The organism is Synechococcus sp. PROS-U-1, from assembly GCF_014279755.1.
Classification (GTDB): domain Bacteria; phylum Cyanobacteriota; class Cyanobacteriia; order PCC-6307; family Cyanobiaceae; genus Parasynechococcus.
The window spans coordinates 1,086,849-1,108,359 of the sequence record NZ_CP047951.1 but is presented as its reverse complement, the minus strand read 5'-3'; the positions used below and the strand labels follow the sequence as shown (position 1 = coordinate 1,108,359).

Annotated in this window: 21 protein-coding genes; 7 read left to right on the top strand and 14 right to left on the bottom strand. The window is 62.4% G+C overall.

What is annotated here, in order from left to right:
* Positions 1-23 precede the first annotated feature (23 nt).
* The 4 genes from pstS (SynPROSU1_RS06035) to SynPROSU1_RS06020 all read right to left on the bottom strand — a co-directional run bounded on the left by pstS (SynPROSU1_RS06035) (position 24) and on the right by SynPROSU1_RS06020 (position 3,410).
* Complete coding sequence (gene pstS, locus SynPROSU1_RS06035) at positions 24-998, bottom strand: phosphate ABC transporter substrate-binding protein PstS (RefSeq protein WP_186571980.1); 975 nt, start codon at positions 996-998, stop codon at positions 24-26.
* 179 nt (positions 999-1,177) lie between these two features.
* A complete protein-coding gene (gene pstS / locus SynPROSU1_RS06030) occupies positions 1,178-2,158 on the bottom strand; it encodes a phosphate ABC transporter substrate-binding protein PstS (RefSeq protein WP_186571979.1) in 981 nt (326 codons plus the stop codon).
* A 15-nt stretch (positions 2,159-2,173) separates the two neighbouring features.
* Positions 2,174-2,467, bottom strand: a complete 294-nt coding sequence (locus SynPROSU1_RS06025) for a hypothetical protein (protein WP_186571978.1) — start codon at positions 2,465-2,467, stop codon at positions 2,174-2,176.
* Between the two features lie 79 nt (positions 2,468-2,546).
* On the bottom strand, positions 2,547-3,410 hold the full coding sequence (locus SynPROSU1_RS06020) for a 3'-5' exonuclease (RefSeq protein ID WP_186571977.1): 864 nt from the start codon (positions 3,408-3,410) through the stop codon (positions 2,547-2,549).
* Positions 3,411-3,495: 85 nt separating this feature from the next.
* Between SynPROSU1_RS06020 and SynPROSU1_RS06015 the strand changes: the two genes are divergently transcribed.
* The gene (locus tag SynPROSU1_RS06015; RefSeq protein WP_186571976.1) at positions 3,496-3,951 is read left to right on the top strand and encodes a peroxiredoxin; all 456 of its coding nucleotides are present in this window, start codon (positions 3,496-3,498) and stop codon (positions 3,949-3,951) included.
* Positions 3,952-3,953: 2 nt separating this feature from the next.
* Positions 3,954-4,679: a DUF1350 family protein gene (locus tag SynPROSU1_RS06010; RefSeq protein ID WP_186572276.1), complete on the top strand. Its 726-nt coding sequence runs from the start codon at positions 3,954-3,956 to the stop codon at positions 4,677-4,679.
* A 21-nt stretch (positions 4,680-4,700) separates the two neighbouring features.
* On the opposite strand, the gene acs is transcribed toward SynPROSU1_RS06010, so the two are convergent.
* Positions 4,701-6,674, bottom strand: a complete 1,974-nt coding sequence (gene acs / locus SynPROSU1_RS06005; RefSeq protein WP_186571975.1) for an acetate--CoA ligase — start codon at positions 6,672-6,674, stop codon at positions 4,701-4,703.
* Positions 6,675-6,827: 153 nt separating this feature from the next.
* Here acs and SynPROSU1_RS06000 point away from each other — a divergent pair, with 153 nt between their 5' ends.
* A complete protein-coding gene (locus SynPROSU1_RS06000; protein WP_186571974.1) occupies positions 6,828-7,490 on the top strand; it encodes an HAD family phosphatase in 663 nt (220 codons plus the stop codon).
* On the opposite strand, the gene sds is transcribed toward SynPROSU1_RS06000, so the two are convergent.
* The 5 genes from sds to SynPROSU1_RS05975 are packed head-to-tail and all read right to left on the bottom strand — an operon-like array spanning position 7,474 to position 11,964.
* On the bottom strand, positions 7,474-8,445 hold the full coding sequence (gene sds / locus SynPROSU1_RS05995) for a solanesyl diphosphate synthase (protein ID WP_186571973.1): 972 nt from the start codon (positions 8,443-8,445) through the stop codon (positions 7,474-7,476). The genes SynPROSU1_RS06000 and sds overlap by 17 nt on opposite strands.
* Before the next feature lie 37 nt (positions 8,446-8,482).
* Entirely contained in the window at positions 8,483-9,280 is a 798-nt protein-coding gene (murI, locus tag SynPROSU1_RS05990) for a glutamate racemase (protein WP_186571972.1), read from the bottom strand.
* Positions 9,277-10,371 (bottom strand): N-acetylmuramoyl-L-alanine amidase, encoded by a 1,095-nt coding sequence (locus SynPROSU1_RS05985; protein ID WP_186571971.1) that lies wholly within the window; start codon positions 10,369-10,371, stop codon positions 9,277-9,279. Before SynPROSU1_RS05985 ends, murI begins: the two co-directional genes overlap by 4 nt.
* Before the next feature lie 5 nt (positions 10,372-10,376).
* Positions 10,377-11,198, bottom strand: coding sequence for a carbon-nitrogen hydrolase family protein (locus tag SynPROSU1_RS05980; RefSeq protein ID WP_186571970.1), 822 nt, complete (start codon positions 11,196-11,198; stop codon positions 10,377-10,379).
* A 34-nt stretch (positions 11,199-11,232) separates the two neighbouring features.
* Complete coding sequence (locus tag SynPROSU1_RS05975; RefSeq protein WP_186572275.1) at positions 11,233-11,964, bottom strand: 2-phosphosulfolactate phosphatase family protein; 732 nt, start codon at positions 11,962-11,964, stop codon at positions 11,233-11,235.
* A 63-nt stretch (positions 11,965-12,027) separates the two neighbouring features.
* Here SynPROSU1_RS05975 and SynPROSU1_RS05970 point away from each other — a divergent pair, with 63 nt between their 5' ends.
* From SynPROSU1_RS05970 to glmU, 4 genes are read left to right on the top strand one after another with little or no spacing between them, the layout of a single operon-like run.
* On the top strand, positions 12,028-13,590 hold the full coding sequence (locus SynPROSU1_RS05970; protein ID WP_186571969.1) for a UbiD family decarboxylase: 1,563 nt from the start codon (positions 12,028-12,030) through the stop codon (positions 13,588-13,590).
* A 24-nt stretch (positions 13,591-13,614) separates the two neighbouring features.
* Positions 13,615-14,940: a 3-phosphoshikimate 1-carboxyvinyltransferase gene (aroA, locus tag SynPROSU1_RS05965; RefSeq protein ID WP_186571968.1), complete on the top strand. Its 1,326-nt coding sequence runs from the start codon at positions 13,615-13,617 to the stop codon at positions 14,938-14,940.
* On the top strand, positions 14,921-15,838 hold the full coding sequence (locus SynPROSU1_RS05960; protein WP_255444837.1) for a tRNA (5-methylaminomethyl-2-thiouridine)(34)-methyltransferase MnmD: 918 nt from the start codon (positions 14,921-14,923) through the stop codon (positions 15,836-15,838). The genes aroA and SynPROSU1_RS05960 overlap by 20 nt, the downstream gene beginning before the upstream one ends.
* Before the next feature lie 36 nt (positions 15,839-15,874).
* Positions 15,875-17,227, top strand: coding sequence for a bifunctional UDP-N-acetylglucosamine diphosphorylase/glucosamine-1-phosphate N-acetyltransferase GlmU (glmU, locus tag SynPROSU1_RS05955; protein WP_186571966.1), 1,353 nt, complete (start codon positions 15,875-15,877; stop codon positions 17,225-17,227).
* 23 nt (positions 17,228-17,250) lie between these two features.
* Here glmU and murF read toward each other — a convergent pair whose 3' ends face one another.
* Genes murF through SynPROSU1_RS05935 form a run of 4 tightly spaced genes read right to left on the bottom strand, consistent with a single transcriptional unit; the run spans position 17,251 to position 21,506 of the window.
* Complete coding sequence (gene murF / locus SynPROSU1_RS05950; RefSeq protein WP_186571965.1) at positions 17,251-18,615, bottom strand: UDP-N-acetylmuramoyl-tripeptide--D-alanyl-D-alanine ligase; 1,365 nt, start codon at positions 18,613-18,615, stop codon at positions 17,251-17,253.
* Positions 18,612-19,367: a hypothetical protein gene (locus tag SynPROSU1_RS05945; RefSeq protein WP_255444836.1), complete on the bottom strand. Its 756-nt coding sequence runs from the start codon at positions 19,365-19,367 to the stop codon at positions 18,612-18,614. The genes murF and SynPROSU1_RS05945 overlap by 4 nt, the downstream gene beginning before the upstream one ends.
* A gap of 2 nt (positions 19,368-19,369) precedes the next feature.
* Positions 19,370-20,905, bottom strand: coding sequence for a glycogen synthase GlgA (gene glgA / locus SynPROSU1_RS05940; protein ID WP_186571963.1), 1,536 nt, complete (start codon positions 20,903-20,905; stop codon positions 19,370-19,372).
* Between the two features lie 55 nt (positions 20,906-20,960).
* Positions 20,961-21,506, bottom strand: coding sequence for a L,D-transpeptidase (locus SynPROSU1_RS05935; protein ID WP_186571962.1), 546 nt, complete (start codon positions 21,504-21,506; stop codon positions 20,961-20,963).
* Between the last annotated feature and the right edge of the window lie 5 nt (positions 21,507-21,511).

Here is a 21,511-nt window from a genome sequence, read left to right as displayed (position 1 = left end):
CAAAAAACCAACTCAAGCAGAGATCACTGACCAATCTTTTTGACTGCGGCCTTTGATTTGGCCAGGATGTCGCCCTTCAAAGGGACAAAGCCAAGCGAAGAAGCTTTGCTCTGAGCCTTGCTGCCCAACATGTAGTTGAAGGCATCCTGCACCACTTTGGCGTTTTTACCGTTGCCGGTTTTGTAAGCCAGCACCCAGGTGAGAGTTGCAATGGGGTAAGCACCCTTTGCGGTGGGGTTGGGGTTCTTGCCAGCCAGGTCCTTGTCGAGGCTGATGCCGTTGAGGGCCTTGGCACCTGCAGCAACAGAGGGCTTGAGGTACTCACCAGACTTGTTCTGGAGAGCAGCGGCCTTGACGTTGCCCTTGATGTAGGACTGGTTCACATAACCGATGGCACCGACGCGGTTCTGAATCAGACCAGCCACACCCGAGTTGCCCTTGGCGCCCACACCAGCAGGCCACTTGACGGACTTCCCTGTTCCAAGGGTCCAGGTCTTGGAGAAGGCCTGCATGGAGTTGGTGAAGGCCTTGGTGGTGCCGGAGCCGTCAGAACGGTGCACCCAGGTGAGCGTGCCGGCTTTGCAGCCCAGCTCTTTCCAGTTTTTAACCATGCCCATGGCGACCTTGACGGCCTGCTCCTGGGTGAGATTCAGGTTGCAGCCAGGCTTGTTGTAACCGAAGGCAATCGTTCCACCCACCATCGGGATCTGAACGACACCACGGCCGACCTTGGCCATGTCCTTCTTTTTCATCGGATCATCCGATGCACCGAAGTTCACGGTCTGGTCGATGAAAGCTTTACGGCCGGAACCGGAACCAACGGCCTGGTAGTTGACCTGAGGGCCACCCGACTTGGCCAGATCAGCGAACCAACGCTGATAGATCTTGGCCGGGAAGGAAGCACCAGCGCCGTTCAGCTTGGGAGCTGCCGAAGCGGAGATGCCTGCTCCCAGAACAAGCAGGGAGGAGGCGAGAAGGGCCTTTTGTGCGATGCGCATCACAACCGAAAGAGAAACGAGGCTGTTGCAGCCCAGGCTTAATCGCGGCTGCGACGGCCTGTCGTTATGCGCCCATTAACCCTGGTTAAGGTTCCCCTAATGACTCTTTAAGTCATCAAAAAACCCCGATTTGTGCAGTCCAAACCGGGGTGTGAATCCACCAAATCAATGGATTGCATTCAGGGCTGAATGCCTTCCACCGCGCTGCGGGATTTTTCGAGGATGGTGCCCCGGAGAGGCACAAAGCCCAAGGCCGCAGCGCCCTCCTGGGTGGAGTCTTTCAACATGTAGTTGAAAACGTTCTGCACAGCTTCAGCTTTGGCGCCATTGCCCTCGGCGTAGGCCAACACCCAGGTGAGCGTTGCGATGGGGTACGCACCAGCGGCCTCGGGGTTGGGGTTGCTGCCCGCGAGATGCTCATCGAGCTCAATGCCGTTGAGGGCTTTGGCACCGGCCTCCACGGAGGGCTTGAGGAATTCACCGGACTTGTTCTGTACCGCAGCAGCCTGCACATTCCCCTTGATGTACGACTGATTCACGTAGCCGATCGCGCCGACCCGGTTGTCGATCACCCCAGCCACCCCGGAATTGCCCTTGGCCCCCACGCCCACCGGCCACTTCACCGATTTGCCACTGCCGAGGGTCCAATCCGGCGAAAAGGTCTGCATCGAATTGGTGAAGGCCTTGGTGGTTCCGGATCCATCCGAGCGATGCACCCAGGTGATCGTGCCCGCGTCACAACCAAGCTCTTTCCAATCACTGATGCGACCGGTGGCTACCTCCACAGCCTGTTGCTGGGTGAGCTGAAGCTCGCAACCCGGTTTGTTGTAGCCGAAGGCGATCGTTCCCCCCACCATCGGGATTTGAACCACCCCCTGGCTCACCTGCTTGCGGTCAGCCTCCTTGATCGGGTCGTCCGAAGCGGCGAAGTCAACAGTGCTATCGATGAAGGCTTTACGACCTGAACCGGACCCCACCGCCTGGTAGTTCACCTTGATTCCGCCGGAGCCGGCGAGCTCGGCGAACCAGCTCTGGTACACCTTGGCGGGGAAGGAGGCTCCCGCCGCGTTGAGGTTGGACACACTGGAGCTACCAGAACATGCAGCAAGGCCGACAGCAAGGACGCTCAGGCTTGAGACAACCAGGGAACGATGTGCCAAAACCGTTTGTGTGATTTAGTCCATCCTCCCGCGTCGTGCATCCACGCTCAGGCAGGCAGTTGGCACAACGGTGAGCCGCGTTGCCACCGAATAACACCGCAACCAGCGGTTCACCCGTTTGCGGTGGGGGGCAGGAACCTCTCCAATCAACTGGCTGAGTTCATCAGCCCCCATGCGTCGCAGGGCACGCACGTCCACATGCCACAGCGCTTCGGCTTCACGAATCAACCGCGCCCAGGTGCGCACCTGCTGCCACTGGCGCAAGCGAGAGCGAATGGGGCGTTGATGGGAATGCAGAAAAGCCGTCATGACTTCAGCGTGCTGCCTCAGGCAGCACTCTCTGCAAAATCACCCAGACCCTTCGGAGTGCTGAAGCAAATGCGCAGTCTCAGGCGCTGAGGCGATCAGCCTCCAGCTCCACGGGGGCGACAGGAAACTCCAGCCCTGCAACCTCGCGATCACTCAACCGACGGGTCCAGGCACCCTTGATCGGATCGTTCCAGCGGAAGCCGGCCGCTTTGGCCAGATGGCGTTCATCGAACGACACCCGAGCGCGCATCAACTGGCGCGGTTCCAAGCCGCGCTCCAACAGCTGCTCCAGGTCGTCACAGCGTGAGAAGACCTCGGCGATGTAGATGCAATCGCTCAGAGCACGGTGGGCAGCCCAGACCGGAACCCCGTAGGCCAGAGCCAGATCACGCACCGATGGCCGCGAGCGCAACTGACGCTCAGCCGGCCAGCGGATGTCCTCCATGGTGCAGAGCCACGGTGTTGAGGTGGCCGGCACCACTCCAAGACCAAACCACTGGCGATCGAAGGCCGCGTTGTGAGCCACCAGAAGATCGGCAGCGTCAAGAAGATGCTCAAACCACACCAGCGCCTCCTGCCAGGGCTGGGGCCGGCGGGTGACGGCGGCGGGGATCCGGTTGATCGCCTCTGCCGCGTTGGAGTCCACCGGCAGAAGAAACGATTGCTGGGCCAGCACCGAGCGACTCGGCACATCGAACAAGATGCAGCCCACCTCCAAACACTGGTCTTGCCGTGGATCCAAGCCCGAGGTTTCGGTGTCGATGATCAGCAGAGTGCACGGGGGGCAATCGGCCGAATCCTCTGTCCGATCACCATGGGCATCAGGCAGAACGTCTGCCGGAGCCACCGAAGGTGTGGGCTGAGCTGACACCGAAGCACCCGGTGGCGTTGGAGCTGCTTGAGGCTCTGAAAAGCCTGCAAGAAAGTCGAGCTGCTCAGGCATGGCGCGATGTCTCCTCCCGCCCCTGATTCTCCCGCCCCGAGCAAGGTGCATGCTGCCTAGGGTTCACACTCTTCACGTCAATCGGATGGCCCTCGGGATCGGCGACCGACTTCCCCCCTTCAGTCTGGAGGATCAGAACGGTGACATTCGCACTCCCGCCTCGGTGGAGGGTCGCTGGCTGGTGCTGTTCTTCTATCCCAAAGACGACACACCGGGGTGCACCGCCGAGGCCTGCAGCTTCCGCGACAACACGGAGAGTTTTGCTGCACTCGATGCGGAGGTCTGGGGCATCAGCGGTGATGACGCCGTGAGTCATCGCCGTTTCGCCACCCGCCACAACCTCACGTTTCCGTTGCTGTGCGACAGGAACAACGCCCTGCGACGTGAAATGGGCGTCCCTAAAGCCCTTGGCCTATTGCCCGGTCGCGTCACCTACATCGTTGATGGGGAGGGGGTGATCCGACACACCTTCAGCAACCTGCTCGATGGCCCGGCCCATGTGCGGGAGGCGCAGCAGGTGCTGAAGCAGCTGCGCGGTTGAGCATGGCCAACTGGCGTCAGCTGGGTTCCATCTGGCAGCTGCGGCCAGCCAAACCCACTGGATTGATCGAATTCATCGGTGGCAGCTATCTCGCGGCGACACCCCAGCTCAGCTATCGCAGGCTGCTGGAAGACCTTGCGGCCGATGGGTTGGCAGTGCATGCCTGGGCCTACGTGCCTGGATTCGATCATCAGCGCCAGGCCCGCGATGCCTGGAGCGCCTTCCGCTCAGCGAGGCGACAACTGGAGGAGCGATGCGGGGCCCTTTCAGCTCCGCTCCGCCTGGGCCACAGCCTGGGTTGCAAGCTTCACCTGCTGGCCCCCGATGGGGGACGCGGCAGCAGGGCGCTGATCGCCCTGAGCTTCAACAACTTCAACGCCGACCGTTCGATACCGCTGCTGGGCGAACTGGCACCACGGCTGGGGGTGGAGACCGAATTCAGCCCCAGTCCGGCCGAGACGCTTCGCTTGATCGGTCGCCATTACCAGCAGGAGCGGAATCTGGTGGTGCGATTCGGGCGTGATGAGCTGGATCAAAGCGGTGATCTGATCCAGGCGCTGCAACAACGCCCCTCGGATTCCAGCTCAACCCTGGAGCTCCCTGGCGATCACCTCACCCCGGCCAGTGCAGGGCTGCGACGCAGTTTTCTCGGGGACTGGGCGGATGACCCCAAACGGGTGGCGGTCATCCGGCAGTTGAGCAGAACCATCAGCAGCTGGAGCAGCTGAGCCGCTGCAGCCCCGAGTCGATCAGGCCCTGAGTCGATCCAGAACGGAGCGGTCTTCCAGGGTGCTGGTGTCGCCACTCACCTCTTGACCCGCCGCCAGGGCCCGCAGGATCCGGCGCATGATTTTGCCGCTGCGGGTCTTGGGCAGGGCATCACTGCAACGGATCTCATCCGGGCGCGCAATCGGACCAATTTCCGTTCCGACATGGGCCCGCAACTCCTTCACCAGGGCGTCATCGCCGTCACGGCCAGCCTCCAGGGTGACAAACGCGACGATGCCTTCGCCCTTGAGGTCATCCGGACGCCCCACCACTGCCGCTTCCGCGACGGCGGGGTGACTGACCAGAGCCGATTCAATCTCCATCGTGCCGAGACGGTGGCCCGAGACGTTGATCACGTCATCGACGCGACCCATGACCCAGAAGTAACCATCGGCATCCCGGCGAGCACCATCCCCAGCGAAATAAAGGTAGGAGCCATCGGCAGGCCGGATGTGTTCCCAGTAACTCTCGCGGAAGCGTTGGGGGTTGCCGTGCACGGTGCGCATCATCCCGGGCCATGGGGCACGCACCGCCAGGTAGCCGCCTTCATCGGCACCACAACTGTTGCCTTCCGCATCGATGATGTCGGCCTGAATACCCGGCAGAGGCAGGGTGGCGGAGCCGGGTTTGGTGGGCGTTGCTCCCGGCAGGGGGCTGATCATCACTCCACCGGTTTCGGTCTGCCACCAGGTGTCGACGATGGGGCAGCGGTTGCCTCCAATCACATCGCGGTACCACATCCAGGCCTCCGGATTGATCGGTTCGCCAACCGTGCCCAACAGGCGAAGGCTGCTCATGTCGAACTGATCAGGAACCGCTCGACCGTTCTTCATGAAAGCCCGGATCGCTGTCGGCGCCGTGTAGAAGATCGTGATCCCATGCTTCTGAATCAACTCCCAGAAGGCGCCGGGCTTGGAGGGGCGAGGTGCGCCTTCGTACATCACCGTCGTTGCGCCGTTCGATAACGGGCCGTAAACGATGTAGCTGTGGCCGGTGATCCAGCCCACGTCGGCGGTACACCAGAAGACATCCTCGTCACGGATGTCGAAAATCCACTGGAAGGTGAGGTGCGCCCAGAGGTTGTAGCCGGCGGTGGTGTGCACCACTCCCTTGGGCTTGCCTGTGGATCCAGAGGTGTAGAGAACGAAGAGGCGGTCCTCGCTGCCCATCGGCTCAGCGGGGCAGTCGGCACTCTGGCCCTCCACCAGGTCATGCCACCACTGATCGCGTCCGGAAACCATCTCCACGTCCTGCTTGGTGCGCTGTACGACGAGCACCCCGGTTACGGAGGGGCAAGCACCATCGGCAAGAGCCGCATCCACCGCGGGTTTAAGCGACACCGGTTTGTCCTTGCGGAAGCCGCCATCAGCGGTGATCACCGCCTTCACCTCACCATCGTTGATACGGTCCCTGAGGGCTTCAGCCGAAAAGCCACCGAACACCACCGAATGGGGGGCGCCAATGCGAGCACAGGCCAGCATGGCGATCGCCGCCTCAGGCACCATCGGCATGTAAAGCGCCACAAGGTCACCCTTGCCGATCCCCATGGCCTTCAGGCCATTGGCGGCTTTGCACACCTCAGCATGCAGTTCCTGGTAGGTGAACCGGCGCACATCCCCCGGCTCTCCTTCCCAGATCAACGCTGTTTTCTGCGCCGTTGGCCCATCGAGATGACGGTCCAGGCAGTTGTAGGAGAGGTTGGTGGTGCCACCCTCAAACCAGCGGGCGAAGGGGGGATTCGACCAATCGAGCACGGTGTGGAAGGGCTCGAACCAATGCAGTTCTCGGCGGGCGGCCTCACCCCAAAACGCATCAGGATCGACTTGGGCCGCATCGGCCATGGCCCGGTAGGCCTCAAGGCTGCCGATGCGGGCTTTGGCGGAGGTCTCTGCTGGCGGCTCGAACACCCGCTGCTCCTGCAGCACGCTTTCGATGGTGGTGTTGGCGTCGGTCACAGCAGACTGCGCAGTGCTTCTCCTGGAAGGGTAAGGAGCAAGACCCCGCTTGATCCAGGTCCCGTATCAATCCGTCGGACGATGCAGCAGACGCTGGAGCTGACGATGGAGCAGTCGATGCGAAAAGATTGAGCTGGGCATCGCCGTTCCGGGATGAAATTGCCACCTGCTGCTTGCCTGTTCGATCTGGACGGGCTTCTGCTCGACACCGAACCGCTGCATGGCCGGGGCTGGTCGGAAGCCGCGGCCCATTTCGGCACGCAGCTGAGTGAGGCCCAGTTGATGCAGTTGAAGGGCCGTCGCCGACTCGACTGCGCAGCCCAGGTGGATGCATGGCTGACCGCACCGGTGGGTGTGGAGGCTCTCTTGGCTGTGCAGCAGCCGATCGTTCGTGCCCTGCTCCCGGATGCCTCTGCGATGCCCTCAGCGCAGAAGCTGGTGGCGCACTGCCACAGCCAGGGCATCCCCATGGCTCTGGTCACCAGCAGTAGCCGCGTCGCCGTTGAATTCAAGTCACGCCCTCATCCTTGGCTCGAACAGATCCGGCAACGGGTCTACGGCGATGACCCTGACCTTGCAGCGGGCAAACCCGATCCCGCACCCTTCCTGCTTGCAGCACAGCGGCTGGGGCTCAATCCACAGAACTGCTGGGCCCTTGAGGATTCACAGGCCGGAAGCCAATCAGCCCACCGTGCCGGATGTCAGGTCTGGCTGGTGAATGCCTCCGCTTCAAAGTCTCCTGACTTCAGCGCCAATCCCTGTGAAATCAACAGTCTGGAGGTTGTTCTGCAGCTGTTGATCAGTACAGACGGCTGAGAACAAAGTCCGGCAATTCCATCAAGGCTCTCTGGGCCGGAGACTCCGGCAGCCAAGCGATCGATTCGCGGGATTCGCGAGCGAATGTTTCAGCAAGCTCACGGGTGCGTTCAATCGCCTTGGAGGCACGCACCATCTCCAGCGCCTGGTCAAGGTCACCGGGCTCTGAAAACTGGCGATCAATCAACGGTTGCAGCGATGGATGCTCCTCAAGGGCGTAAAAAGTGGGAGCGGTGAGGTAACCACTGGCGAGATCACTTGCCGCAGGCTTTCCAAGCTGCTGGTCGCTTCCGGTGAAATCAAGAATGTCGTCGACAACCTGGAACGCCAGGCCAAGCTGGCGGCCGAATTGATAGAGGTCGTCGAGCTGTGACGGAGAACAGCCGCTGAGAACACCTGCAGCACGGCAACTGTTGGCAATCAACGATGCCGTCTTGCAATAGCTCTTTTCGAGGTAGGTCTCAAAGGTCTGGGCTGTATCAAAACGGTAAAGACCCTGCTTGATCTCACCATCCGCGAGATCCATAATCACGCGGCTGAGCAGCTTGACCACGTCGAGGTCATCGAGGTTGGCCAAGTGCCAGCTGGCCTGCGCGAAGAGAAAATCTCCCGCCAGAACAGCAATGCGAGCGTCAAAGCGGCTGTGGACCGTGTCAACGCCACGCCGGGTCGATGCTTCATCCACCACATCGTCGTGAACGAGCGAAGCGGTATGGATCATCTCGGTGATCTCAGCCAACCGGCGGTGGCGGGGTGAGAGCTCACCCTTGTTTGAAAGAGCCCTGGACAAGAGCAGGACGATTCCCGGTCGCAAACGCTTGCCGCCGGCACTGAACAGGTGCTCTGCAGCAGCCTGAAGAATGGGATGACCTGCCCCGATCAGGCTGCGCAGATCTCCGAGCAGGGTTTCAAGGTCGGTCTCTACCGGTTGGAGTAGCTCGGTAACGGTGCTCATGACTCCCCTCGGCGCCGCGATCCTAGTGGCCTAATGCTCAGTCCTGCAGCAGCTGAAGGCTGACGGCCGGTCGCTGCCCCAGCCAGGGGGTGGCGCGCATCGCGAAGCCATCGGGGTCAGCGGTGACACAGAACCGACAGCTCTCCAATGAAAACGGGCTTTGGATCGACGAGATCCGGTCCGGTGGCCCAAGAAGCGCATCCAATTGACGGGCCACTCCGATGGCCGGATCAATGATCTGGACAGACTCCGGCAGCAGCTGCCGCAACAGAGGCACCAGCAACGGATAATGGGTGCAACCCAAAACGATCGACTCCACTGAGGCCGAGAGCAGAGGTTCGAGATACGCCTGCGCCGATCGGCGCAGGTCATCACTGTTCATATCGCCAGCTTCGATCAGTGGAACAAAAGCAGGACAGGCCTGCTCAATCACCACCGACCCGGGGTGAAGCGCTTCGATGCTGGCCCGATAGGCCGAGGAGGCGACGGTGGCCGGGGTAGCCAGCACACCAACGCGGGGGGTCTTCACCATCGCAGCGGCTGCACCAATCAGACCGATGACCGGAGCCCCGGCCTGCCCCTCCGCCACGTCCCTCGCCAGGGCGTTGGTGGTGTTACAAGCCATCACCACCGTGGTCACCTGTTGGTCTCGCAGCCAACCCACCACTTCAGCGGCGATGCGACGGATGTCATCCGGCTGACGGTTGCCGTAGGGAACCCTCGCCGTGTCACCGAGGTAGACGCAGGGAACCGCCCCATGGCGTTCGAGCACCCGCCGGAGAACGGTCAAACCACCCAGGCCACTGTCGAAAAATCCCAGCAGTTGAGGCGTCACCGCACCTCCTGCTTCAGATAATTGAGAATGCCGGCCGCTAGGGCCAAGGCCAGCCGTCGGCGATGGTCAGCGTTCGCAAGACGCGGCGCATCAATCGCTCCAGTGACAAATCCCATCTCCACGAGGGCCGACGGCATGGTGGTACGGCGGATCACGAAGAAACGACCTCGCCTGACACCACGATTCGGTGTGCCGGAAGACACATCCATCATCTGCTGCTGCAGGTAGGCCGCCAGACGTCCAGATCGGGGGTCTGAGAAGAAGAAGGTCTCGATCCCGTTCACATCCGGACGGTTCATGCTCAGTGCATTGGCATGGATGCTCACGAAGGCGGTGGCCCCTGTTCGATTCGCCAAGGACACCCGCGGCGGCAGGTCCACATCCACTTCACGGGTGCGGGTCATCCGAACGTCCACGCCGCGTGCCCGCAGCAGGGCCGCAACCTGGAGCGACACATCAAGAACCACATTGGTCTCGCGCAGACCGCCAATGCCGATTGCCCCAGGATCCGGACCACCGTGACCGGGATCGATCACGACGCGGTAACGGTTCCGGGCAACCGTCGGCAGCCCCGACGGATCAACAGGTGTCCGGGTGGGACGGAATCCACCCGGTGGGAGCCAGGCCGTAGCGCGACCCGTCAAATCGCCTTCGCCAAAGTCATCCAATCCCCTGGTGGGGAGGCCGGTGAAGACCAATTCCCAGCGATCCGGAGCGGTTCCACGCAGGCGGAGGTCGTTGGGGTTGAGATCCACGTCTGGACGGAATTCAACAACCAGACGGGTGGCACCGGCACGAGGCTTTCCCAACCGGATTTCTCGGACGGCTCCGCGACCGGCCAACCGCCGTGGGAATTTCAACTCGCCGGGGAAATCAATCCAGACACGGGTGCCACGACCATCGCTGGCCGTCTGAAAAAACGCTTCCAACCGGGCGTTCCGGCTCGTGCGCAGTTTGAGGACGCCCTCTTCAGTGAAGGCCCAGGCCGCCAGGGCACTGGCGGCTCGGGCGGGCAAGACCTGGGTGAAGGCAGTGCACTGCAAGGCCGCGGCCAGAAGCCAGGCCAGTCGTCGCGACGACGCTGGAGGCATGACGCTCAGAACAGGGCGGGCTGACGATGCCGAAGGCTTGGCATCTGGCCCCGAACATGACCGAGGTGATTGGTGTTGACCGGAGCGATGGCTGCGCCAGCCTGAACACCTGCATCAGCAAGCACCGTTCCCCAGGGATCAATCACCAGGGCGTGTCCGTGGCTCTGGCGACGACCGTGATGCACACCCGTCTGCGCTGGAGCCAGCACATAGGCCGTGTTCTCGATGGCCCTGGCCTGAAGAAGAACCTGCCAGTGGTCTTTTCCGGTGAAGGCTGTGAATGCTGCAGGAATCATCAACAGATCTGCGCCGGCACCGACGAGATGGCGATAAAGCTCAGGAAACCGCACGTCGTAGCAAATGGACAGCCCCACTTTGCACAGACCGGGGATGTCGACAACAGGAGGTAAATCACGCCCTGGGTTCACCGTTGACGACTCGCGGTAGGTGTTGCCGTCCGGCAGGTCGACATCAAACAAATGAATCTTGTCGTAGCGACCCAGCAGCATTCCGTCTCGGTCAACAAGCTCAGCGCGGTTGAGGGTGCGCGATCCATCGCCCACTGGGACAGGAAAGCCACCACCGAGGAGCGCCACCTGATAACGGCGCGCCATGGTCACCAGGAAGCGACTGCATTGCTCAGCCAGCGTTGGCGCCAGTTCCAACCGCAGGCTGTCCTCACCCATGAAGGCGAAATTCTCGGGCAGACCAATCAGTTCAGCTCCACGGCGTGCAGCGAGATCGATCTGCTCCTCAGCCGCATTGAAATTGAGCTCCGGTTCCTGACTGCTCGTCAGCTGGACAGCAGCCGCCAGGAAATCACTCACATGAACTGATCAGATCAGCAGATTTTAATGAGTGTCATTCCGCCCGAAGCACCCCTGGTTCGACCTGTGTCGGAACGACACTCAGCTGATCGAGCCCGGCACAGCAGCGAAAATCCTCGTCGTGATCGCCCAGGCCAATCAACCGCTGCCCATGGGTTGCCGTACGAAGGCACGCCTCAGGTTCGGATTGCCACTGGCGCCAGAGGGAAACGGCCGAAGTGAGCTCATCGTTGGCGGCGCTGCACCCCGTTGGATCCAGCTCAAGCAACCGATGGGCCAACGCTCCAGCAGCCAGGGAATCTTCAAGGGAATAGGCCCCCTCCCAACCACTGCCGACAATTGCCACATGGCTGGGTTGTTTCGCCAGCAGACGCTGGGCAACGGCTTCGCGATTCGGCAGCGCCGCTGTCAGCAGCAGGGGGACCTCACGCACACGATCCAGGGCGCGCGTGCCGTTGGTGGTGCTCATGAACAGGCGCTTGCCACCCACCCGCTCCGGCACAACGGCAACGGGTGAATTGCCCAGATCAAACCCCTCGAGCATCTGGCCGCCTCGTTCACCGAGCAGCAGACGTGCGTCGCTGGGCCACGCCGCTGCCGCCGCCCGGAGATCGTCAAGGCTGGCGAAGGCCTGCACTGCCTCGGCTCCGTTGTGCAACGCCCAGGCAATGGTGGTGGTGGCCCGGAGCACATCAATCACCACCGCCGCATCGGGGCGAAGGTCCTTCGGCATTTCTGCCGGCACATGGAAGTAGGAGATCTGCATGGCCACGCTGAACACCGGCGTGCGACACAGTACCGAGACCGCCTGCGCCAAGACCGTCATCCCATGGCCCTGTTCCAATCCGGTCCGGCCACAAGAGATCTGCGGGGCTTTCTCAAGCTCCTCGATGACCGTGGCCAGCTGCGACGGATCACGGCCCCTGTGGACCCCGACCTCGAGCTGGCAGCCATTGCCGACCGGGTTCTTGGCCAGGGGGGTCCGGCCTTGCTGTTCGAGAACGTGATCGGCTCCTCCATGCCGGTGGCCGTCAACACCCTGGGCACCGTGGAACGGGTGGTTTGGAGCATGGGACTCGAGCGGGCTGAACAACTGGAGGAGCTGGGGTCACGCCTGGCCCTTCTCCAACAACCCAGACCGCCCAAGGGCCTCCAAGAAACCAAACAATTTGCCCGCGTCTTCTGGGACCTGGTCAAGGCCAAACCAGACCGCGACCTCACCCCGCCCTGCCGGCAACAGGTGTTTCGCGGTGATGAGGTGAATCTCGACAACATCCCTCTGATCCGGCCCTGGCCCGGGGATGCAGGGGGCGTGATCACCCTTGGGCTGGTGATCACCAAAGATCCCGAGACCGGAGTCCCCAACGTGGGCGTGTATCGCCTGCAGAAACAGTCGGTGAACACCATGACCGTGCACTGGCTGAGCGTGCGCGGCGGCGCCCGCCACCTGCGCAAGGCCGCGGCCATGGGCAAAAAGTTGGAGGTGGCGGTGGCCATCGGCGTGCATCCCCTGTTGGTGATGGCTGCTGCCACACCCATCCCCGTGCAGCTGAGTGAATGGTTATTCGCCGGGATCTATGCCGGTGAGGGCGTTCGTCTGGCTCCCTGCAAAACCATCGACCTGCAGGTGCCCAGCCACAGCGAAGTGGTGCTGGAGGGAACCATCACTCCGGGGGAGGTGCTGCCGGATGGACCATTCGGGGATCACATGGGGTTCTACGGCGGTGTGGAGGACTCACCTCTGGTGCGTTTCCACTGCATGACCCAACGGCGTGATCCGGTGTTTCTCACCACCTTCAGCGGACGCCCTCCGAAAGAAGAGGCGATGTTGGCCATCGCGCTGAACCGGATCTACACACCGATCCTGCGGCAGCAGATTCCTGAGATCACCGACTTCTTCCTGCCGATGGAAGCGCTCAGCTACAAGCTGGCGGTGCTCTCGATCGACAAGGCCTATCCAGGGCAAGCCAAGCGCGCAGCCATGGCCTTCTGGAGTGCCCTGCCTCAATTCACGTACACCAAATTCGTGGTGGTGGTGGACAGCCACATCAACGTGCGCGATCCACGCCAGGTGGTGTGGGCGATCGCGGCCCAGGTGGATCCCCAACGCGACCTGTTCACCCTGGAGAACACGCCCTTCGACACGCTGGACTTCGCCAGCGAACAGCTGGGCCTGGGGGGACGACTGGCCATTGATGCCACCACCAAGGTGGGACCCGAGAAAAACCACGAGTGGGGCGAACCCCTCAGCCGTCCCGCGGAGCTGGAACAGCGGATCAGCGACCGCTGGTCTGAGCTTGGTCTCGATGACCTCGGCACCGACGACCCGGACCCGGCCCTGTTCGGCTATGCCCTCGACCGCTTGATTCAGGGCCTGAAGACCGGCCAATAAGATCAGCTCAACGACGTTGCGACCTTGAGCGGCACAGGCCAAACCGACGATCCCCGTGAGCTCAAGGCCGGAGGAAGCCTCCAGGGACGGGTGAAGGTTCCGGGGGATAAATCGATCTCGCACCGATCCCTGCTGTTTGGCGCCATCGCCGAGGGAACCACAACGATTGATGGTCTGCTCCCAGCTGAAGACCCCCTGAGTACGGCCGCCTGCCTGCGAGCCATGGGCGTCACGATCAGCCCGATCACCGACGGCGGCATCGTCACCGTCGAAGGCGTTGGCCTGGATGGATTGCAGGAGCCAGCAGAAGTGCTCGACTGCGGCAATTCCGGCACCACGATGCGACTGATGCTGGGCTTGTTGGCGGGCCGTGACGGTCGTCATTTCGTGCTGGATGGAGACGCATCCCTGCGACGCCGCCCGATGCGACGGGTGGGCCAACCGTTGGCCTCGATGGGCGCTGATGTGCGCGGCCGTGATGGGGGCAACCTGGCGCCGCTGGCGGTGCAGGGGCGACGCCTCAAAGGAACCGTGATCGGTACGCCAGTGGCCAGCGCTCAAGTGAAGTCAGCCCTTCTCCTGGCCGCCCTCACGGCGGAGAGCACGACCACAGTGATCGAACCGGCGCAGTCCCGCGATCACAGCGAACGCATGCTGAAGGCCTTCGGCGCCGATCTGACCGTGGGCGGCGAAATGGGACGGCACATCAGCGTGCGTCCCGGCGCCACCCTGCATGGCCAGAGCGTCGTCGTGCCAGGTGACATCAGCTCAGCGGCTTTCTGGCTTGTGGCTGGAGCGCTGATTCCAGGAGCCAATCTCACCATCGAGAATGTGGGGCTGAACCCAACACGCACCGGGATCCTGGAGGTGTTGGAGCAGATGGGTGCACAGATCGACGTGCTCAACCCCCGCGACGTGGCGGGCGAACCGGTGGGCGACCTGCGGGTGACCCATGGGCCCTTGAACCCCTTCCACTTCGGCGAGGAGATCATGCCCCGCCTCGTGGATGAGGTGCCCATCCTCAGTGTCGCCGCCTGTTTCTGCGAGGGCGAGAGTCGAATCAGTGGAGCGTCTGAACTTCGGGTCAAGGAAACGGATCGTCTTGCGGTGATGGCTCGCCAGCTCAAGGCCATGGGTGCCGACATTGATGAACACGAGGACGGCATGACCATCCGCGGCGGGGGACCGCTCAAGGGAGCTGTGCTGGACAGCGAAACCGATCACCGGGTAGCGATGAGCCTTGGCATCGCCGCGATGCTGGCCGATGGCAACTCCAGCCTGGCGAGAAGCGAAGCAGCAGCCGTGTCGTACCCATCGTTTTGGGACGAACTTGAGCGGCTCCGCTGCTGACCTCGGCGCGCTCAGCGTCTACCCAACGGCAGATGGCAGCTTCAGTCTGCACAGCGATCATTTCGGGGAGGCCTTTCACAATTCGGCGGGAGCCCTGAATGAGGCCCGGGCCAAGTTTGTCCAGCCTGCGGAGCTTCATCGCTTCAGCACCGGCTCTGCCTTGAGGATCCTGGATGTGTGCCTGGGGCTCGGGTACAACACGGCCGCCGTGCTGGAGGCCTTGCTGATGGCTGCGCCGGCCGTGCAGTGGTGGGGCCTCGAGCTGGACCGACGCCCCTTGGAACAAGCCCTAGACCAGGCGAGCTTCCAAGGCATCTGGTCAGCTCCCGTGCTGGCCAAACTTGAAGCCATCCGCGACCACGGCGGCTGGCAGGAGCCCAACAGCCAAGGGATCCAGCTCTGGGGGGATGCCCGAGCGACGCTCCAGGAGATTCCTGAGCCCGTTCGCTTTGATCTGGTGCTATTGGACGCCTTCTCCCCCCAGCGCTGCCCAGAACTGTGGAGCGAGGAATTCCTGGGAGCCCTGGCGCATCGGCTGGCGCCGCAGGGGCGGCTGCTGACCTACAGCCGGTCCGCCGCGGTGCGGGCCAGCCTGAAACGAGCAGGCTTGAGCTTGTTTTCACTGCTGCCAGCCCCGGGCGAGCGGGCGGGCTGGAGCAGCGGCACGCTGGCCACGCCGCCAAACTCCGACTGTCCGCAGGACGGACCCGGTTGGCGCCCCCTTTCCGCCATGGAATGGGAACACCTGCAGACGCGGGCGGCCGTGCCGTTCCGCGATCCCCAGGGCAATGCCACGGCTGATGCCATCCTTGAGCGCCGCCGCGAAGAGCAGCAGCATTGCGGCTACGAACCGACCAATGCCTGGCAAAGACGCTGGCGCAGGGACAGTGCGTCCTGAGCCCGGTAGATTCCGGCCGTCTTTCCCCCGCTCCGCATGCTCGCCGTAGCCGTTCTGGCCGCTGGAAAAGGCACCCGCATGAAGAGCGCACTGCCGAAAGTGCTCCAACCTCTGGCGGGAGCCACCCTGGTGGAACGGGTGCTCGCCAGTGCCCGCAACCTGCAACCGGAACGGCGGCTGCTGATCGTGGGGCATCAAGCCGAACGGGTGGAGCAGCAGCTGGCCCCGCTCGGAGGCCTGGAATTCGTCCTGCAGCAGCCCCAGAACGGCACGGGCCATGCGGTTCAACAGCTGATCCCATCCCTGAAGGGCTTTGAAGGCGAACTGCTCGTGCTCAATGGCGATGTACCGCTGCTGAGGAGCGAAACGGTGGAAGCGCTGGTGCAGCAGCATCGTGCCAGTGGTGCCGATGTGACGCTGCTCACGGCAAGGCTCGGGGATCCCACCGGTTACGGACGTGTGTTCGCCGATCCCGATGGCAGGGTGAGCGGAATCATTGAGCATCGCGATTGCACCGATGAGCAACGCAGCAACAACCTCACCAACGCCGGCATCTACTGCTTCAACTGGAGGGCTCTGGCCAACGTTCTGCCGAAGCTCAGCACCGACAACGATCAAGGGGAGCTCTACCTCACAGACACGGTGGCGATGCTGCCGCGGGCCATGCACCTGGAGGTAGCCGATGCCGATGAAGTGAATGGCATCAACAACCGACGCCAACTTGCCCAGTGCGAGGCCCTGCTGCAACAGCGGCTGCGCCACCACTGGATGGACGAAGGGGTCACCTTCATTGACCCCGACAGCTGCACGCTGAGTGAAGGCTGCAGCTTCGGCCGCGACGTGGTGATTGAACCGCAAACGCACTTCCGCGGTGACTGCCTGATTGGCGACAACTGCCTGATCGGCCCCGGCAGCCTGGTGGAGAACGCGACTCTGGGGGCCAACGTCAGCGTGATGCACTCGGTGGTGCGGGAGGCCCATGTGGGCGATGACGTCGCCATCGGCCCCTTTGCCCACCTCAGGCCGGCAGCCGACGTCGGCGATGGCTGCCGCATCGGCAACTTTGTGGAGGTGAAGAAAAGCCAGCTCGGTGCCGGCACCAAGGTGAACCACCTCAGCTACATCGGCGACGCCAAACTCGGCGACAAGGTCAACGTGGGGGCTGGCACGATCACAGCCAACTACGACGGAGTCAACAAGCACCGCACCGTGATTGGCAGCAACAGCAAAACTGGCGCCAATTCTGTGCTGGTCGCCCCTGTCACCGTTGGCGAGCGAGCCACCATCGGCGCCGGATCGACGATCACCAAGGATGTGGCGGATGGAGCGCTGGCCATTGGTCGCGCTCGCCAAATGACCAAAGAGGGCTGGGCCGAACGAACGGCTTGAACCAGGGGCTTTGAACAGACTGCTTACAGCCTTGGCAAAAGCGGAATCAACCGCTCCAGGGCAACGCCGCGACTGGCCTTGAGCAGCAGAACATCGCCGGAGGCCAGCCAGGTGGACAACGGGGATGCGGCGTCTTCGGGGCTGGACACCAGCTCCAGTCTTGGCAGGGATGCCGCCATCTCAGCCATCGCCACCCCCTCCGCACCGGCATCAACAATCACCAGGCCATCCAAGCCGAGCTGAACGGCGCGTGACGCAACCTCACGATGCAATTCGAGGCTGCGTTCCCCGAGTTCCAGCATGGTTCCTAGCACGGCAAAACGTCGCCCCGGTTGGGCTGCCAACAGCTCAAGGGCCGCGAGAACCGCCTCCGGCGAAGCGTTGTAGGTCTCATCCAAGAGAGTCAGGCCACCCTGCTGCAGACGACGGTTGCGGCCGCCAGGAACCACCACCTGCATCCCCTTCAATGCCTTCCGGGACACACCAAGCTGATCCGCAACTGCCACGGCCAGCAGCAGATTGCGGGCGTTATGGCGTCCCTCAAGCTGAAGCGGGAGACAATCACCGTTGATCAGCAACTGATCCCCCTCGATGGCACCGATGAGATCGGCATCAGCCACGTCAGCATCGACCTGGAAATCGTCGGCCAGTCGCACCCGGAGCACGCGGCCGGACCAGACCGCCGCCAAAGCCGTCTCCAGTAGGGGATCACCGGCGGGAATCACCACGGTTCCCTTCGGATGCAGCCCCGCGGTGATCTCACATTTGGCCGCCGCAATTGCCTCACGGCTGCCAAGACGACCGATGTGGGCCGTACCGATGTTGGTGATCACCGCCAGATCAGGCTCGGTGCAATAGGAGAGACGCTCGATTTCCCCAGGCCCGCGCATGCCCATCTCAATCACGAGCGCACGGTGGTCAACGTCGCTCTTCAACACGGTGAGCGGCACACCAACGTCGTTGTTGTTGTTGCCTTCACTGGCCTGAATCGGTCCCAGCGGAGCCAATGCCGCCCTTATCAATTCCCGCGTTGTGGTTTTACCCGCCGAGCCCGTCACCGCCACCAGGGGCTGGGCCAGGGAGCGGCGATGCAGCAAGGCCAGCTGTTGATAGGCCAGCAGTGTGTCGTCGACCCGCCAATGCACCAGGTCCGGCGGCAGGGGTTCAGCCCAGCTGCGGCTCACAACAGCGGCCTGGACCTTGCGTTCCGTGAGTTGGTTGAGGAAGTGGTGGCCATCAAAGCGCTCACCGACCAGGGGAACAAAAAAATCACCCGCCTGGAGCTGACGGCTGTCGGTGCACACCCGTCCCAGGGCTGCATCGGGACGACACGTCCCGCCCTGGGGGGTCCCCCAGGCATCGATCAACTGACGCAGCGTCAGGGTCATCCCACCAACCCGAGGTCAAACAGGATCATGCCGCCCCCGACCCGGGCCGACCGGCCCAGCAGATCGCCCTGTGCACTGACCAACTGAAGACTGGCGTAGTCCAGCTCGAGGGCCGATTGCAGCCAGCTGGAGGCGAGGGTCTGGCGCTGGCCTGCCGCCATCTGCCCCCAGACGTCAACAGACAACTCCAACAACAACTGATCCTGCTCGGGTAAAGGCTTGGCGGACAGCAAAAGTCCATCGGGAAGCGCCTTGTCCTGAAACAGCTCGAAGAGGGGATCGAAACTGAGTTTGGGTTGAGGAGGCTCGTCATTCGTCACCGTCTCCAAAGCAAGCTCTGGCTCATTCGGCAGAGGCAATGGTGCCGGAATCAGCTCAGGCGCGGCTAGCTCAGGGAGAGACTCCCGCGGCATCTCGACCGGCTCCGGACCGGGGCCGGGACCGGTGCTGCCATGGACCTGCCACCAACGCAGCCCCGCCACCGGGAGCAACAGCAGCAACACCAGCAACATCGGCCAGAAGCTGGGAGCCAGATCCCTGGGCCAGAAGCCTGGAACTGACAGCTCACCCTCCCGGTTGCGGCGCCAAATCTCCTGCATCCGCAGACGAAGATCAGCAGCCATGGCCTGCAGATTGCGCCCGAACTCCAGCCAAGGGCTGACATAAGGAGCCGGAAGATTCCCCGACGGCTCCTCGGGCTGGGACTCAGATCGGGCCTCAGATTGGGAGTCGGATCGGGCGGGCTCGCTCAACCTCAACTGGATCGACGACCGAAGAGACGATTCAGGGGGTTCCGGCCGGTGGAGGGCATTGCAGCAGGAGCACTGACTTCTTCAGTCTGCTCCTCGGAGCGTGATGGATCAGCAGCCTGGCCCTGGGAGAACTGTTCCACAAGGGCAGCATCAGGTGTGGGTTCCTTAATCCCACAGACGTCCTTGTACATCAGGTCGTAATCGACAGCGGAACGATCCCAGCTGTAATCCTCATTCATGCCGCGTTTCTGCAGCTCGACCCAGCTATCGCGATGGCGGAAGGCCTCCCAGGCCCGCACCAGGGCTGTGTAGAAATCGATCGCTTCAAAGCGATCGAAACAGAATCCAGTGCCGCTGTCGGCAGCGGGGATATGGGGCGGAACCGTGTCGACGAGACCACCAACCTTGCGGACCACGGGCACTGACCCGTAGCGCATGGCGTAGAGCTGGCTAATGCCACAAGGCTCAAAACGACTGGGCATCAGGAAGGCATCACTGCCGCCGTAGATCAAGCGCGACAGATCATCGTCATAGGTGAGAAAGACGGAACATCTGCCCGGGTGCCGTGAAGCGAGTTGCCAGAGGCCGGATTCCAGCCCGCGGTCACCGGTACCGAGCACAACGATCTGGGTGTCGGTGTAAGCCAACAGTCGATCAGCAACCTGCAGAAGCAAATCGACTCCCTTCTGGTCGACAAGGCGACTGACCATGCCGAGAACAAAAGCGTCCTCCCTCACCTCCAGCCCCATCCGCTCCTGCAACACCCGTTTGCACACCGCCTTGCCAGACAGATCGTCGGCACTGAAGTTCGCAGGCAAAGACCGATCGGTCGCAGGATTCCAAGCATCGAGATCGATGCCATTGAGGATGCCGCGCAGCTTGCCCGAAATAAAGTTGAGAAGACCTTCAAGCTTTTCGCCGTATTCCGCCGTGCGGATCTCCTGGGCGTAGGTCGGAGACACAGCATTGACGCGTTCGGCGTAAAGGAGAGCTGCCGCCATGGTGTGGTCCCCTTGCATGTACCAGGGGCACCAGGTCATCCGATCGAGTTTCCAGCGCCAGGGGCCCTGGTACTTGAGGTTGTGGATCGTGAACACCGTGCTGATTTCCGGGTCCTGATGCATCCACACCGGGATCATCCCGGTGTGCCAGTCGTGGCAGTGCAGCACCTGGGGTTTCCAGACATTCCAGGAAAATTCAGCAGCGGCGCTGGCGAAAAAGGTGAAGCGCCAATCCTCGTCGTCACCGCCGTAGACGCGCTCAGGGTCGAACACCGGGTGACCCACCAAGTAGATGGTCATCCCATTGGTGGGATGCTTTGTTTCGTAGACGGCAAACTCAGTGCCCATCGTCTGAGCCCGCCAGATCGGATCCGCCGGCACGTTCAGGCGATTCCAAAGCTTGGCGTAGCCCGGCATGATCAGGCGCACGTCATGGCCGAGCTTGGCCAATGCCGGTGGGAGGGACCCAACCACGTCGCCCATCCCTCCGACCTTGATCATCGGGGCGCATTCCGCTGCAGCGAAAAGGATGCGCATGTCTGAGATCGGCGTTGGCGCGGCGACTTTAAGGGGAATTTACGAATCTGTTACGTCAGGGGAGCACTGTCACCTGAGTTCCAAGCGACACCTGGCGATACAGGGCACTCACATCCTCGTTATAGAGGCGCACACAGCCATGGGAAACAGCCCGCCCCACCGTCCAGCGATGGGGGGTGCCATGGAAGCCCGTGGTGGTGCATCCCTTGATCGTGATCCAGGCCTCTCCGTCATGGGCATCACGGCCCAGACAGTCCCGATGAAAGGCAATCCAGTGGCTCCCTAAGGGGTTATCGGGTCCCTGCTCCTCAACCCGCTCTCCACTTACCGGATGCACCCACACCGGGTTGGGAATCTTCTGCAGCACTTCAAAACGGCCGGTGGGGGTCTCCCAGCCAGGCATGCCCACGGCCACAGGAAAGGCGTTGCGCAGGTTGCCGTTATCCAGCAAGAACACTCGACGGCTGCTACGCAGCATCACGACATGGCGACCTTTCTGCCCGCGCAGATCCTGCGGCAGTGATGCCAGGCCAGCCGAAACGGAATCCGCAGCCGCCGCCTGCAGCAGGGCCAGCGGTTCAGGCGGAGGGAGAGTCAGCATGGTCG